The 16,398-nt window shown below is 35.9% G+C and carries 6 protein-coding genes and 3 pseudogenes; 7 read left to right on the forward strand and 2 right to left on the reverse strand.

Annotated features, from left to right (window positions below; translation table 11 throughout):
* The first annotated feature begins 72 nt into the window (after positions 1-72).
* The 7 genes and pseudogenes from F893_RS07880 (at position 73) to F893_RS07915 (ending at position 14,409) form a co-directional block, all read left to right on the forward strand.
* Positions 73-3,366 carry an STY4851/ECs_5259 family protein gene (locus F893_RS07880; protein ID WP_005251380.1) on the forward strand — a complete coding sequence of 1,098 codons (3,294 nt, stop codon included), beginning with the start codon at positions 73-75 and terminating at the stop codon, positions 3,364-3,366.
* 2 nt (positions 3,367-3,368) lie between these two features.
* Positions 3,369-9,686, forward strand: a complete 6,318-nt coding sequence (locus F893_RS07885) for a DEAD/DEAH box helicase (protein WP_005251388.1) — start codon at positions 3,369-3,371, stop codon at positions 9,684-9,686.
* Positions 9,687-9,931: 245 nt separating this feature from the next.
* Positions 9,932-10,152 (forward strand): annotated as a pseudogene (locus F893_RS18470) (hypothetical protein); the annotation flags it as partial.
* 26 nt (positions 10,153-10,178) lie between these two features.
* Positions 10,179-10,814 (forward strand): coiled-coil domain-containing protein, encoded by a 636-nt coding sequence (locus F893_RS17860; protein ID WP_005251392.1) that lies wholly within the window; start codon positions 10,179-10,181, stop codon positions 10,812-10,814.
* Positions 10,815-10,863: 49 nt separating this feature from the next.
* Positions 10,864-11,996, forward strand: a protein-coding gene (locus F893_RS17405) for an IS3 family transposase (protein ID WP_227554019.1) whose coding sequence is annotated in 2 segments (ribosomal slippage) — positions 10,864-11,116 and positions 11,116-11,996 — 1,134 coding nt in all. Because the reading frame shifts where the segments join, the coding sequence is not laid out codon by codon here.
* Between the two features lie 35 nt (positions 11,997-12,031).
* Positions 12,032-13,630 (forward strand): hypothetical protein, encoded by a 1,599-nt coding sequence (locus F893_RS07910; protein WP_212749304.1) that lies wholly within the window; start codon positions 12,032-12,034, stop codon positions 13,628-13,630.
* An 11-nt stretch (positions 13,631-13,641) separates the two neighbouring features.
* Positions 13,642-14,409 (forward strand): hypothetical protein, encoded by a 768-nt coding sequence (locus tag F893_RS07915; RefSeq protein ID WP_005251396.1) that lies wholly within the window; start codon positions 13,642-13,644, stop codon positions 14,407-14,409.
* 563 nt (positions 14,410-14,972) lie between these two features.
* Here F893_RS07915 and F893_RS07920 read toward each other — a convergent pair.
* A pseudogene (locus F893_RS07920) lies at positions 14,973-15,410 on the reverse strand (DDE-type integrase/transposase/recombinase); the annotation flags it as partial.
* Positions 15,411-15,469: 59 nt separating this feature from the next.
* Positions 15,470-16,398: pseudogene (locus F893_RS07925) on the reverse strand (IS3 family transposase); the annotation flags it as partial.

Raw genomic sequence — 16,398 nt, forward strand, 5'->3', positions numbered from 1 at the left:
TCATTTTAAAAGTAACGTATTGAATATGATAGTGATGAGTATTTTAATATTTAAAATTCGAGTGTTTTAATAATGAGCAATTTAAATTTTAGTCCAAGAAAATATTTAGAGCAGATATTAACAACACGAGGATTAACATCTGCTGATGGGCGGGTACTTTATCAATATCAATTATCAGTTGGTGAATTTAAAGAAATTGAAAACATTCTTAAAAAAAGTTTCCCATTTCAAAATTTAAACCGTATAGGCGATGAATGGGCAAGGTTGTTCACACTGTATGCTGCCGAGTGGTTTAGACGTGAATATACTGCAAAATGGACATGGGATCCGATTTTAACTGCATTAAATATCGTCGATTTACCCGTAAATACCAGAAATGAAGTTGTAATTAAAGGGCTGAGATTCTGGAAGCGCCCGATTATAAAATATAGTAAAGCCAATAACTACCTGGGTTCGATTTTTAAAGAGGGTGGGTTCCCGGCACGCCTGTTAAAAGAGGATGGCAATCGCTATATTTCGATTTTTCAAAAAGTGACCTCATTATATTTAAACAATAAATATGATATTGATGAATTAAGAGCTGAAATTCAGCAAGAATTAAAAACGCTGCCCCAAGCATTTGAGCATGATGAGACATTATCTTTAGTAATTGATATTGTAAAATTAATCATCGAAAAAGTGGAAAAGTATGGATTAAATGTACAGCAAGATCCAATTACCATTTTAGATCAAGAATCAAGGAGTTGGCGTAAAGAATTTCCATTGCCAATTGATGAAGATCAAACCATTGTAGATGATTTCTTAAGGCATTTATTTAAATCTACCACTGAAGAAATTTCTAAACATCACCAATTACGCCAGGCTTTCAAATGTACACATAGCTTGTCTGAGGATTTTAGAGAGCTATTTAGTACGGTTTATTTGCCTGAAGAACTTTCTTTTACATTGAAAGAGAACACTGAGTTACTTCGAACACGGGGTCATTTGGTGATTAAAGAAGGCTTGAATAATAAAAGCCACTTTTTATGCATTGCTTATCTTTCTTTGCAAGGGAGCCAACAAGTCATTGCAGAAATTAACCGAGGGTTTTCAAAAGACATTCGCCGACAATCCTGCAATGAAACCTTATATTTGTGTCTAGAGGTAGATGGGGTAGTACTTAGCTATAAGGAATTAGAAGACAGTTCCCTAGATTTTGAAACTTTACCTGTAGCTTTTGAAATACAGGATAAACCAAAGTATATTGCACAAGGTGCGCTAAAAACCAAGGCATCTGAAGTCTTGCTTAGTTTGCCGGCTGGCGCAAAGTTTATCCATACAGAATCAGAAGACTCACCACAGTATATAGGACAATTTTTAGCATTTGATCTGTATAAAATTAGTGGCCAACAACGGATTCTGACACAAGATGGTGATCAAATTTTCATTAAATGCGGTCACTCTCAAGTTGAATTTGAACAGTTATTATTTAGAACAAATAATATCAGCGCATTACAAACTTCACCCAGTTTAGCATTCACAGGAAAACCAGTATTAAAAACATTTGGTACACATACTTTATTTTGCGGCAAAGAGCCGATTGAAAGTATCCCTTTGCATCGGTTACTTGGAGAACAGATGCTAACTTTAAAAAATAGACAGGGTGAAAGTCTATTAAAAAAGAGAGTAATTGTTTTACCAAAACATTTTGAAGTGAATGTAAGAGCAGGTGCTGTACTTAATCAAGCTATACTTGATATTGAATCAGATGCAGAAATTCAAATTGAAGTCTTGAATCTTCATTCAAGCTTAGTCTATGAAAAGACTGGAATATCGTATAAATGCCAAGTGGAATGTGCAGTTGTACCTTTAGCATTAAACTTAAAAATAACCTTTAAATTTGGTGGAGAGTGTATTGTTACTGTTCCGTTCCCCGCAAGAGGCTTTAAACTGATTAATGAGCAGAAAGAAGTAACATCAAAAGATTTAGTAATTCACGACTTATTGAATACCGAACTGCAAGTGTACTCCTATGACCGCGCGGCTAAGTTGAATTTTGATATTGTTTTAAAAACAAAAAAAAATCAGGGGTATGATGTCCCTTTTTATCGTAAGAAAATAAAGGTTAAACAAGGCATTTCTTCTATTAATTTATATGAGCTAGTCGAAGATGTGAAAGGCGTTTTGGCCTTAGATGATGATTTAGATAGTTTTGTTGAATGCACCGTTAGCTATCATCACAGCGAAAAAAAATGGAACATCCGCCATTATGCGCATCAGCTTAATTGGGGTAAAAATATTAAGGCTTATTATAATGACAAAGCTTCTTTATCTTTTAAGCCACAAGCTATGTCATTAGTGCAACCGCAAGTTACATCTTTAGATTTAATTGAGAAAAAAGAATGGGTTGAGCAAGCTTTTCAACTTCCTGAATTGGATATGAGTCTTGCACCGTATTTATTAATACCCGTAAAAGATTCTACATTGTTTAGAGCCAAGCTTATTCCAGAATTTAACTATCCTGAAGATACTGAAATAGATGAATTGACCGAAGCAACACGTAATTTTGGTCAGAATAAACTATCGATTAAGCAGTTTATACGTACAGTAAATTATGAAAATAATGAGGTGTTTTGGGAACATGTGAAAGCTTTATTACATAATTATGAGCATTTGCCTTTAAATACTTTTGAAGTGTTAAAGGGGCTAGCTGCAAATTATGATCAATTGGCTATTTCAGTATTTAAACTTGATTTGTCTCTTGATCTTTTACGACGTTTTGAAACTGAATTATCAGTATTGTGGTATTTAATCCCAGTTTCATCATGGCAGAATGCAATCAACCAATTGATTCAGTATTGGCAGAAAATTCTGATGGATGATGGAACATATGGTCGAGCAAAGGCAGAAAATATCTTAAAAAGATTGAAGAATTTTACTCCTTTATTGGCTGAATCATTTCATACATTCTATTTGAGCAATCAACGTTCATTTGGGCCTGAGTTTAATTTTCACTTTTTAAATGACTGGATATTTGAAGGTAACTTTATAGGTGGTTTAGAAAACTCTGAGTATCAACGTATGTTGCAACGAAATCATAGTGCAACAGAAGATCAAGCGTGGCCAACGGCACTTTCGCAGAATAAATGGGCTTACTTTGACTGTATGCAGAAGCTCCCTTTTAGTTGTCAATTGGCAAGTCAGTGGAATAAAGATGTGGTCTATTTACCATTTTGTTTAGCATATATGAACGTTAAGCATCATTCTAAACTGCAATTGAGTGCCTACGATATATTGCAACTTAAGCAAATCATTGCATTTGATGAGCAATGGTTTAATCAAATTTTTAGTTCAATTGTTAAATATTTAATTTTAGAAGCGAAGTAACAATGTATAAATATTTTAGTTCTTTAACACAAGAAAGTATTCAAAAAAATAAAGAAGCTACACTGAGTATATTGGGTATCTCGCATCCTGAACTACGTAATGTTCTAGAACAGCAGATGTCTCAAGCTGTGGGTGAAGATCAATCATTTTTATCTTCACCTGTAATTGAACAGATGTTTGCATGGAAGAAAGGTCAGCCTACTTTAGAAGATTTGGGTGGTGAATTACTTCATGCAAATGTGATTGATGCTTTAGATCATAAAGAAAACGGCGCATATCGGTTTAATCGTAACTATCAACCTTATGTACATCAATTACAGAGCTGGAATTCTTTGTTAGAAGATAAAAAATCGATTGTTGTGACTTCAGGAACGGGTTCAGGTAAGACGGAATGTTTTATGGTGCCCATTCTAAATGACTTGTATGAAGAATTTATTCAAGCAGGGCAATCCTTAACTGGTGTGCATGCATTGTTTTTATATCCACTCAATGCACTGATTAACTCACAACAAGAACGTTTAGATGCTTGGACGCGGCATTTCCTACCATCGAATGCTATTCGTTACTGTTTATATAATGGTAATACACCAGAGCATAAATCACAGAAAACTGGAGAACAAAATCTTCATCCGAATCAAGTATTCACACGTGAAGAACTAAGATCAAATCCAGCTCCTATTTTGGTGACAAATGGCACCATGTTGGAATATATGATGGTGCGCCAAATCGATGCGCCTATTTTGCAAAAATCTCAAGGAAAATTGCGTTGGATCGTATTGGATGAAGCTCATAGTTATATAGGCTCACAAGCAGCTGAACTTGCGATGCAACTACGTCGTGTTCTACATGCATTTGGTGTAGAAGCAAAAGACGTTCGTTTTGTCGCAACATCTGCAACGATTGCAGGTGCAGATGCGGAAGAAAAACTGAAACAATTTTTATCAGAGATTTCAGGTCAAAGTATTGAGAATATTTTGGTGATTGGTGGTCAACGTGAAGTACCTCCATTAGCTTCGGTAGAGAGTAATCTTCTGTCTTTTGATGAATTAGTGTCTATTGATGAAGGACAAGAAATTTCTTTTGAGCGTTATCATAAACTGTCTGGACACCCAATCGCACTGACTTTACGTGAATGTATTTGCTCAGAACGTGCTTTGACACTAAAAGATTTATTCAAAAAAACACTAGAAAAAGATTTTCAGCTATCTCAACAAGAGATTTTAAAATGGTTAGATCTATTAACCTTTACAAAACCTTCTAGTACGGAACAAGCTTTTCTCAAGATTCGAGTTAACTATTATCAACGTGTAACTCATGGATTGTGGAGTTGTATAAATGATAAATGTGATCAAAAAACTGAAGATCTAAAAAACTGGAGCTTTGGCCAGGTCTATGCGACACATCAAGAAAACTGTGCGTGTGGAGCACCTGTATTGGAATTAACGTTCTGTAAGAGTTGTAAGGAACCACATTTATTAGGTTTATTGGGTAGGGAAGATGTTCTTAAACAATGGACTGTTGAAGTTGAAGATGAATTTGCATTACTTATTGATAATGAAACGGAAGAGCAAGAAGAACGTGAATTTAAAAATGCTATAAAGAATCGTTTAGTGGTATTTTCTGCAAATGAAAATAAAGAGAAAAACTATCGTCGACAACAACTGAATCTAGATAATTTAAAACTTGGGCAAATTTCTAAAAATGCGTTAAATGTGCATTATTTTGAGCCTCATAACAGCGGTGATCCAGTTGAATGTAACAATCCTGAATGTGGTTCGAAGGGAACAAAATATGACTTACCATTCAGACGTGCGATCTTAGGTGCACCTTACTATATTACACAAACTGTTCCACATCTTTTACAATATTGTCCAGATATTGATCAGGATGAGATTGATGAAGCAAGCAAAAATTTTAATGATCCAGAATTTTTTGCAGGTGAATTCAAAGATCTAAAAGACTGCACACCATGGGACATGCCAGCTAAGGGCAAGCGCTTAATTACCTTTACGGATAGTCGTCAAGGCACTGCGCGTTTATCTGTCAAAATGCAACAAGAAGCAGAACGGTCGCGCTTACGTGGTGCTGTACTTAAAGCTTTAATACAACATACAAAAGCACAAACTATAACTATGGATCCGACGGAGGTATTTTTACGTCAGAAGGTAGAAGAAGCAGAAAAATCAGGAAATGACTTTTTAATTAATCTATTTCAAAAAGAATTAGATGGTTTTATGAATAATAAAGCCCCAGTAGTGCTACCCGAAATAAGTTGGGAAGAGCTATATCGAGTCTTAGCAAAAGATTTTGATTTCCAAAATGGTATTTTACTCGCAAATCGTCATATCGCAGGTGATATTTTTGATGATGCCGGACCACTTAAACTGGCACAGATGTTACTAACACGCGAGTTTTCACGTCGACCTAAAAATGCCAATAGCTTAGAAACTTTGGGATTGGTAAAAGTTAGTTATCAGGGGTTAAACAACTTAAATGATCTGCCGAACTATTGGAAAGAATCTGGCTTAGGTAATCAAGATTGGCAAGATTTTATTAAAGTTGTTCTAGATTACTATATTCGTGAGAATACAGTGATTGATCTTGCAGATGATTGGCAACAATGGTTAGGCGGACGTGTACGTCCTAAGCACGTTGTGAGTTTTGAACTAGCAGATCAATTTAAACACAGAGATGATGGTTCGAAAAATAATAGTATTTTGGCATGGCCACTGGCATCAGTGTCTAAAAATCACCGCATAGTCAAACTTTTAGTGTTAGGTGCAAAATTAGATTTAAGCTTGCAAGCACATCGAAATATGGCTGATGATTGGCTAAAAAAAGCATGGCAAGTATTAAAAGCTGAATTTCTAGTTGAAGCTGGGAATTCAAAATATCATCTTAAAAAGGAAAAATTAACTTTTAGTTTGGTGGATAAAGTCTTTTTATGCCCAATTACGCATCGCTTGATGGATACTACATTCAAAGGGTTCACGCCTTATTTACCAATCAGTTTGCCGCACAATATTGATAAATATAAAACAGAAGAAATGGCTTTTCCAAAGCTGTGGCAGTTTGATCCTGAAAATTTGATAGAGATACATGGTGATTCAAACGTTGGTAAGCTCAGATCATTAAATTTATGGACAGACCTATCAGATAGCGCAGTATTGGGAGGTTTCTTCTATCGTACAGCAGAACATTCTGCACAGCAGTCAGCAAATTTACTCAAGCAATATGAAACTTACTTTAAGGCAGGTAAGGTTAATGTCTTAAATTGTTCGACAACCATGGAAATGGGTGTTGATATTGGAGGGATATCAACAGTGGTTATGAACAATGTTCCTCCACATCCTGCCAATTATTTACAACGTACAGGGCGAGCAGGACGTGGTAGTCAATCACGTGCTATTTCTTATACTATTTGTAAAAATAATCCACACGATCAGCAAGTGTTTAAGCAACCATTATGGGCTTATAACACAGCAATTCAGGCACCTCATGTGAGCTTTAATTCACAACGGTTGATTCAGAGACATATCAATGCACAGTTACTTGCCATATTTTTAATCAAAGAAATAGGGGAGACTGATATTGATCGACCTAAACTAGATTTGAAATGGTTTTATCTTAAACAAGATGGTCAATCTGATTCAATTTGCGACACCTTTGAAAAATGGTTAGTGGGCAAAGCAGTAAAGGATTATCAACAAGTATTAGAATTTTTGAAAAAAGGCACAGCATTAAAAGATATTGATAATGCAGAAATCATAGATGCTTGTGTGACAAAAATCCGAGAACTCAAGATAGAATGGTTGGAAGAATATGTCATCATTGAAAGAGAGTATCAACAAGAACTAGCTAGGAATCCTAATAGCAGTTATCTCTATCGATTAACATGCGAAAAATACCGTTTAACCCAAGCATATTTATTATCTGAGCTAGCGATGCGTAACTTTTTGCCAAGTTATGGTTTCCCAACAGATGTGATTACCTTTGATAATACGAATAAGCTAGAGAAAGATCGTTGGGATAAGCTTTCAAAGAACAGAAAAACAAAGGATTTGGAAAGTCGCCTTGATCGCGAGGATAATTTATCACGAGTAAAAGGTTTACCAAGCCGCAATATTGCTATTGCTATACGTGAATATGCACCAGGTGCAGAAGTTATTGTTGATGGTCGTGTCTATACATCGAGAGGGATATCACTTGCATGGCAAAATATTCATAATGAACATGACAAGAAACCACAGAAATTTGATTATGCTTGGATGTGTCATCACTGTGGTCAGACAGGGCTAACATCGGGTGTTTTGTCGAATGAAGAGCAGTTGATATGTACAAATATTGAATGTGGCGAAATTATTAAAGATGTTAAAAAGGTATTACGTCCGAATGGGTTTAGTGTCGATTTTTATGATAAACCTAATAATGATGTTACTACGCAAAAATATATTCCTGTTCAGATACCTTGGGTAGGTCTTTCAGAAACGGCTTTAAGTTGGTCATTGCCACATGCTAATTTGGGATATTTAAATGTAGATCCAAATGGGCATGTATTTCAATATAGTTCAGGTTTGAACGGTACAGGGTTTGCCATTTGTATGCAGTGTGGTCGAGCCGATTCAATGGAAGAAAGTTATGATGGTGAAGCGAAGTTCCCAAGTACCTTAACTCCAGATCGTCCACATAAGGCACTTAAAGCTCAAAAAGATGGTGATAAATTTAAGCGACCTGATTGCGGTGGTTCAAGCGTCGTTAAATCTAATATTCATTTAGGCTGTCAAATTAAAACAGATGTATTAGAAATAGTTTTAAAACATCCGACTCGTAATGAATACATTTTAAAATCTGAAGAAGGTACAATCATTGCGACCACATTGGTTGTGGCTTTACGTCAGGCAATAGCGACTAAATTGGGTATTGCTGCTCATGAATTGGGTTATGGAATAAAAGTTAAGAAAATTGATGATAAAGCAGTTTTAGTTTTACAAATTTTTGATGATCTAAGTGGCGGTGCTGGTTTTTCTACTACAGCGGTCAATTATATTACTGAGGTTTTAAGATTACTCATAGAAAAACTGCAGTGTGTAGATGATAGTTGTAATTCAGTTTGTGGCAAATGCTTGCTCGATACTCAAACAAGACATGACATTGAAAACTTAGATCGTACATTGGCATTGGCATGGTTAGGAGATGATTTTTTAACTTACTTAGATTCTCCAATTGCTAATACAGATTTTATCGCCGGTACTCCATTTTCGATCATTGAGCAATATGTAAATCATGGTGCAACACAAATCACATTCAACCTCACCGGTAATAGTGAAGATTGGGATGTTTTGTGTACTGCAATCAGAAAAAAACTATTTAAATTTTTGAATAGTAATATGAAGCTAGTGGGGGTGGTCTCATTAGATATGAGTTTGACACCACAAATACAGCAAGAAATGTTGGCGTTGGAAAAAATCGGTATTTCATTCACGGTAAATAGCAATATTACCCCTGAATATTTGTATGCTCAGATTGTAAGTCAGGAGAAAGTAATCACCTTATACAATCAGTCGGCAGAAGTAAGTTGTTTTAATGAGTTCTGGTTGGAGGGTCAAAGCCCAAGCTATAAATCAATTACTTCCCCAGAGTTGCAATTACAAAAATTTAGTTTTGATTTTAAAGCTATTGAATCTTATGAAAATGAGTTTCAACAAATCAAAGTTGGTAAAGATTTTGATGGTGAATCAGTAAATGATTTTGCTGAAAAATTTTGGGCTAAAGTTTTACCAATATCTAAGCTACACGATTTGGTGAATGATGAGGTTATAGAAATAGAATATTCAGATCGATATTTGCAATCTCCAGCAAATATTATTCTGATAACCAGTTTGTTAAAAGGAATAAAGAAATTATTAGGTATTCGCCCTCGATTAACGATAACAACTTGTTTTAGAAACAAACAAATACAAGATGAAAAATTATATTCAGATTTTAGCAAGCGTGAAGTATTTGATAGTTTCTTTATAAATTATTTTGAAGATCAGTTATCTCAGAAGCTGAATTTGCAGATACCCGACTCAAAAATTGATCATGCGAGATTTTTACTTTTTAGATTGAAATCTGGGAAGAAAATTGAGCTTCGATTAGATCAAGGAGTTGGATTCTGGCAGATAAAATACATTGAGTGGCCAAAAGTGAAAGAAGACAGGGATTTTCCATTTAATGAAAGTTTCCAAAAACAATTGTTGTGGGTAAAACGACAAGAGACGAATCTATGTGTAAGAAGTGAAGAGAATTTCAAGACTGATTTATATATAACTAAATCTTAAAGTGCATATAAATAGAGTCATTATAGATTGCTAAGAGTATTCATAAGCCTGTACTTTTTACTAATGCTGAAAAGGAAGTTTCAGCATTAGTAAAGGAAGCTCATGAAGCCTTGGAGATATTTAAAGAGTTAGGAAAAATTTACCATCGTTGTTATGAGTTTATTCCTTAGATTGTTGCCTATGGTGTTAAATACCTTGAGTATCTAAGTAAACTCACACTGTATTGTTACAGATGCTACGTGAGCAAGATGTCACAGAACACTCGTATGATACTCAAATTCACAATAATCCATGTGAACAAGCGCTGTTAGGTGAATTTGATACAGTACTTGATGACGCTATCCTGGATAGCAATGCCGCCCATATGGAGCAAATGATACAGCTAATGAATGATCCAGCGAAGATGAGGCAGTTTGCTCATATTATTTATGATGTGCTGGTGAGCAAAGAGCAAAAGATTTTTTAAGAAAAGTTTAAATGTGAGGGGGTAATGTGAATACGATTTCTAAAATTAACTATAGTGAACGAGAAGGTTTAGAATACCAAAAAGCAGCGTTACTAGAACAGCTTAAAGAGCTGCAATTTAAGCTTTTTGATAAAAGTTCCCCAGAGGTTGTGGAACATCTTAATCAACTTCAATTGGAAAAAGCAAAACAACAGTCTTTGCTAAAACAAGCACAATCAAAATTAGAGCAATTAGAACCTGAGTTGGAAAACTTTGAGGAAGGTGCTGAGCAAATTTTGTTGGAGGCAATTAGCCAGCAGGATTGGTATGGATTCAAAAATAAACGTGAAATTGTTTTTGATAAACGTACGGGAATCTTATTCCCTAATTTTGAGTTTATGCCTCATTGCTTAATGGAATCGTGGCAAGATACTAAAAAAAAATATGCGCCAAATAACATACAAGTAGGACAGTGGAAACAACTTCATGAGATTGGGTGTAATGATTATGGTTTTTGTAATAAAACGATAGTTAATCAATTCAATTTACCTAAAATATTTAGAGGGATAAATGAAGTTAATTTATGTGGCTATTTTAGCAATTTTGGTAATTATGCATCAGACAGAAACTATCATCTTTACTACAGAGGTGGATCAGGAAATTTGAACAACACTTATAAGTGATATTTTGCTCCCCAAATGATGTTATAAACATCAATATATGGAGTATTTTATGACACGTAGACCAAGAAGAAATCATTCAAATGACTTTAAAGCTAAGGTAGCACTTGCTGCGATTAAAGCAGAAAAAACACTTGCTGAATTGAGTGCTGAATTTGATGTTCATCAAAACCAAATTATTGACTGGAAAAATCAACTGATTTCAGCTTCCTCGCAAGCTTTCGATCAATCAAAAGCTCCAACAGAACCACCCATCGATCTAAAAAAACTACATGCAAAAATCGGTGAGCAGGCATTAGAAATTGATTTTTTAGAAGGTGTGTTGAAGAAACTGGGCCGCTTCAACCACAAAAGTTAATCGATGACTCACTTCAGATTTCAGTATCTAAGCAAGCTAAGCTGCTGAAAGTCTCCCGTGGTTGTTATTACTATCGCCCAAAACCTGTGAGTGAATCAGATCTGAAGCTGATGCGCTGTATGGATGAGTTACATATGCAATACCCTTTTGCAGGTAGCCGTATGATGCGTGATTTATTGAATCGTCAAGGACATCATATAGGACGACGTCATACACGTACTTTAATGAAGAAAATGGGCATTAATGCGTTATATCGTAAACCAAATCTAAGTCAGGCCAATCAAGCTCACCGTAAATATCCATATCTGCTCAAAGGATTGGCTATTCAGCGCAGTAATCAAGTGTGGTGTACGGATATAACGTATATCCCTATGGCAAAAGGCTTTGTTTATTTATGTGCTGTGATTGATTGGCATAGCCGCAAGGTACTTGCGCATAGGGTATCGATTAGTATGGAGGTGGATTTTTGTATTTCGGCTTTAAATGAAGCAATTGAAAAATATGGATCACCTGAAATATTTAATACAGACCAAGGCAGTCAGTTCACCAGTGATGCATTTATTGATGTATTGAAATCAAATGGCATTCAAATCAGTATGGATGGTAAAGGTCGATGGATTGATAATGTGATGGTTGAACGATTATGGCGGAGCGTTAAATATGAAGAGGTGTATCTCAAAGCTTATAGCAGTGTCACAGATGCGAAAAAGCAATTGAGTGCATATTTTGAGTTTTATAATTTGAAACGACCTCATTCGAGTCTGGACAAAATGACTCCAGATGAGTTTTACTATGACCAGCTACCACAACAAAATAAGGTAGCTTAACTAGAGCAGAATATCACTTATAAATAAGCTTTTAGTTGTTCAAACAAGTGGGACCACCTCTCTACATAAATCAATTTTCGAAGAATAACTTTAATTATAGTGTCAATAGGAGAGATGATAGAATAAGTAATGCGGCAATTTTACTAGTATTAAAAGTATTAGATAGAGATGATCTGTCAAAAGACAACCCACGTAAAACTACGAAAGAAAAAGCTAAAGTTATTTTAGATTTCTTTATTGAGCAAGATTGGATTCCAAATTTTGAATGTTTCTTAGAAAAGATTCATGATGAAGATGATGATGACTATCAAGAGCGTTTAAATGAAGCTCAACAGCAATGTGATGAATACAACAGGATTTTCGATGCTTACTACAAGCGAATACAATTACAAAAGCAATTAGTAGAGTTAGAGTCAAAATTTGCCGAGTTACCAAAACCAGCACCAATTAATGTATTTACATCGGATTTTGACTATAGAATCGACTTAAATCACTATGATTTAAGTGTTATTCAAAATTCAGTTTGGCAGTATAACCAAGCAAGTCAGAAGTGGATTAGTAACCTATTAAACCGTATTGATGAGTGGGAAAATGAGCACCTAGACTTAGTTAAAAATACGGTTGAACTCAATCAAGAACTAGATAAAAAGCTACCTGTAAGTATCAATGTAACCGCTGAAGAAAAGCAGTTGCTTGAAGCACAACTACAACACCTTGAAAAACGTCTTGATCTAGGTTTAACGCCGTTGCGCTCTCATTTAATTAACCTTTTATCAGAAGCTCAGCAGATCTCTTTTAATCTAGAACAGACCAATACATTGCTTGGACTAGCACAGATTGAACAACAACCACGTCCAAGCTTTGAATTGCTTGCTGAACATACGGCAACACTTTGCACCAAGACATTGAAAGAAATGGAATGGTTGGATGAGTCACTGGATTTTGTGAAAACGGTGGTGAGTGTTCTGCGCAAATCAGCAGAAGACTATCTCATTCTGGTAGATAAATATCAGCAAGACTTAATACAGATTGGCCTAGATAATAGTATTGAAACAGAAGAAATCACAAAGTGGTTTGCTGAGTGGCGTAATGAGCGTTTATCACTTTTAAAACAAATTCAACCTTTGTTGGATGCTGGCTTAAATAAAATCATAGATGAACAAACAGTCCTAGATGTGCTGCCATGTATTGAGCAGTATCAAAATGAATTAGATCAGTTCTATTTGCAAAAGCGTTTAGGTATCCATACGACTTATGCTTTCCAACCGAATGGACACCGTCAGGAGAAGCTTGAAAAAGAACAAGAGCTAACCAAGCTTGTTCATCAATTCATGCAACAATTGGAAAAGGTTATCTTCAATACGCAAACAACGGCGCAAAAGATTTGGCTTATACGTTTTAGTGAGGTTTGGCAACAAGGTGTAGTCAATGAAATTACAGACTTTTTAGCTAAGGAACAGCTTATTGAGCGTGATGATGTTGTACTGATCATGAGTGAAGAACTACGTAAAGTACAGCAACAGAACTTGGCAGCTTGTTTACAGGATGCGCAAAGCTATAGTAAAGCTTTAGCCCAGCGAGAAAAGGACGTGAATACGTTGATATTTAAAATGCGTAAAGCATTACAAAAATAGAGGGGGTAGTTGTGGGAATATTAAGTTCGATTGGTAGTTGGGCTGGCAATGCTATTAGTAGCTTTTTAGGAAGTAACTTTTCATCTGGTACTGGGGGCCGTGATCGTGATTATGGAAGTTCATACTCTTCTTCAAGTAGCTCCACAGTCACAAATTATAATCCTGATAAAGTAGAGGTTGCAAAGTTAGAAAATGAGCGTGTAGAGCTAGTAAAGAGTGCTCAGCTTGAATTGATGGAAGTGAATGCACGTCTTGAAGCAGTGATGATAGAAGCACGATGCAAAGGCTTTCAGGCAATGCAGGGGTCAATGATGCAAATGTTGAAAGAGGTTAATCACTTAGCTGAAGAACGATTAGTATTGCTTGAAAATGGTAGTCAAGAGCAAATTCAGAAAGTCGAGACCATGTATGCCGACTTAAGTAAGGACATGGAAAATGATGACTTTATGTTTTCTAAAGTACCGCAAATGCTAGAAATTGCGAATAAGTTTCCTGAAGATTCGGATAGTCGGAAACTTTACATGAGTGGTATTGACCGTGAAATGGCAAAACATTTTGACTTCAAAACAGAGCAGTTAAAGCGTCTAAATGAGCGTTGTCACGTGGTGGTGGCATCAGTTGTAGAAAGTAAGAAACAGATGCAAACCCATATTGATACTGTGATTTCAAAGCGTATTGAGCATATCGAGCAAGTGATGCAAGTAAATGCACAGCTTCCTTATAGTGTAACAGCGCAGATTAGTGGTGATGACCAATTGCAAATTGAGCAGAAGTCTTAACTTAATAGTTAGTAACAAGGGCTAGGTGAGATGCCTAGCTTTTATATTTCTGGGATTCCTATTTCTTCTCAGCAAGCTTACTAAAAATACTTGGCTAATAGCGGGAGAAAGAGTAGACGATATTTGTCTAGGAGAGTGTTGGCAGTCCAAAAAGATAGTTATGTGTGTCTAGAATTTTTGTGGCTGCAGTTCGCTTAGCTGATTTAATTGCAATTTTACAGGCTCTAGATTTGGTTAATCAACTAAGTCTATTTTTATCAGAACAACTTTTATCGCGAGTCCAACTTTTGAAATTCGAGGCAATACACACGCAAACGTGCATCGAGTAAAAATTAATAATTAGAATTTAGAATCCTTAGATTGGTTGCTTAGGGCAAAGCGAGAAAGATATTTTCTTTTTAGTGGAGCCTGAATTTACTGTTTCAGACTCTACTTTAATGATTGCAAGTTATTGATTTTATTTACTGTAAAAGAGTTTTACTTTGCATTTTTGCAAAGGCAATAGACGAGCGAGAAAGATATTTTGAACCGTACCGGGTTTGTCGGAGACTTTTTTATTTAAGTTAGGCCACCTGACCTAACGGGTTAATCTTATCATAGTACATTGCTTCAAACTCAAAAGGCGATACATAACCCAGTGCACTGTGTACACGCTTTTTATTGAACCAATCTACCCAGTTTAGTGTCGCAAGTTGTACATCTGCTAAACCTTGCCAATCTGCTTTTAAATATTCAATCACCTCAGTTTTGTATAAACCATTCACCGTTTCAGCTAAAGCATTATCGTATGAATCACCAGTTGTACCGACTGATGCTCGTAAATTTGCAGCTTCTAAACGATTGGTATAGCGAATAGAAAGATATTGAACACCTCTATCGGAATGATGAATCACATTCTTTGGCATGCCTCGATCGTGTAATGCTTGCTCAAGTGCATCGAGCACCATATCTGTATTCATCCGTGTAGATACTTTCCATCCAACAATTGCTCGTGAGAACAGAGGTGGTCCCACTTGTTTGAACAACTAAAAGCTTATTTATAAGTGATATTCTGCTCTAGTTAAGCTACCTTATTTTGTTGTGGTAGCTGGTCATAGTAAAACTCATCTGGAGTCATTTTGTCCAGACTCGAATGAGGTCGTTTCAAATTATAAAATTCAAAATATGCGTTTAATTGCTTCTTCGCATCCAAAACATTGCTGTAGGCTTTGAGATAAACCTCCTCATATTTAACGCTCCGCCATAATCGTTCAATCATCACATTATCGACCCAACGACCTTTACCGTCCATGCTGATTTGGATGTCATTTGATTTTAACACTTCAATAAACGCATCACTGGTAAATTGACTGCCTTGGTCTGTATTAAAGATTTCAGGTCGACCATATTTTTCAATAGCTTCATTTAATGTTTCTATACAAAATGCAACCTCCATACTAATCGATACGCTATGGGCAAGCACCTTACGGCTGTACCAATCAATCACAGCACATAAGTAGACAAAGCCTTTTGCCATAGGGATATATGTTATATCCGTTGCCCACACTTGATTACTCCGTTGAATATTCAATCCTTTGAGCAGATATGGATATTTACGGTGAGCTTGATTGGCCTGACTTAGATTTGGTTTACGATATAACGCATTAATGCCCATTTTTTTCATTAAAGTACGTGTATGACGTCGTCCTATATGATGTCCTTGACGGTTCAATAAATCACGCATCATACGGCTACCTGCAAAAGGGTATTGCATATGTAATTCATCAATACAGCGCATCAGCTTCAGATCTGATGCACTCACAGGTTTTGGGCGATAGTAATAACAACCACGGGAGACTTTCAGTAGCTTAGCTTGCTTAGATACTGAAATCTGAAGTGAGTCGTCGATTAACTTTTGTGGTTGAAGCGGCCCAGTTTCTTCAACACACCTTCTAAAAAATCAATTTCTAATGCCTGCTCACCGATTTTTGCATGTAGTTTTTTTAGATC

The organism is Acinetobacter sp. CIP 102136 (assembly GCF_000369685.1).
In the GTDB taxonomy this organism is placed as follows: domain Bacteria; phylum Pseudomonadota; class Gammaproteobacteria; order Pseudomonadales; family Moraxellaceae; genus Acinetobacter; species Acinetobacter fasciculus.

Excerpts from the sequence above, each read along its gene's own strand:
- F893_RS07880 (WP_005251380.1), top strand. The coding sequence starts at position 73 with ATGAGCAATTTAAATTTTAGTCCAAGAAAATATTTAGAGCAGATATTA.
- F893_RS07885 (WP_005251388.1), top strand. The coding sequence starts at position 3,369 with ATGTATAAATATTTTAGTTCTTTAACACAAGAAAGTATTCAAAAAAAT.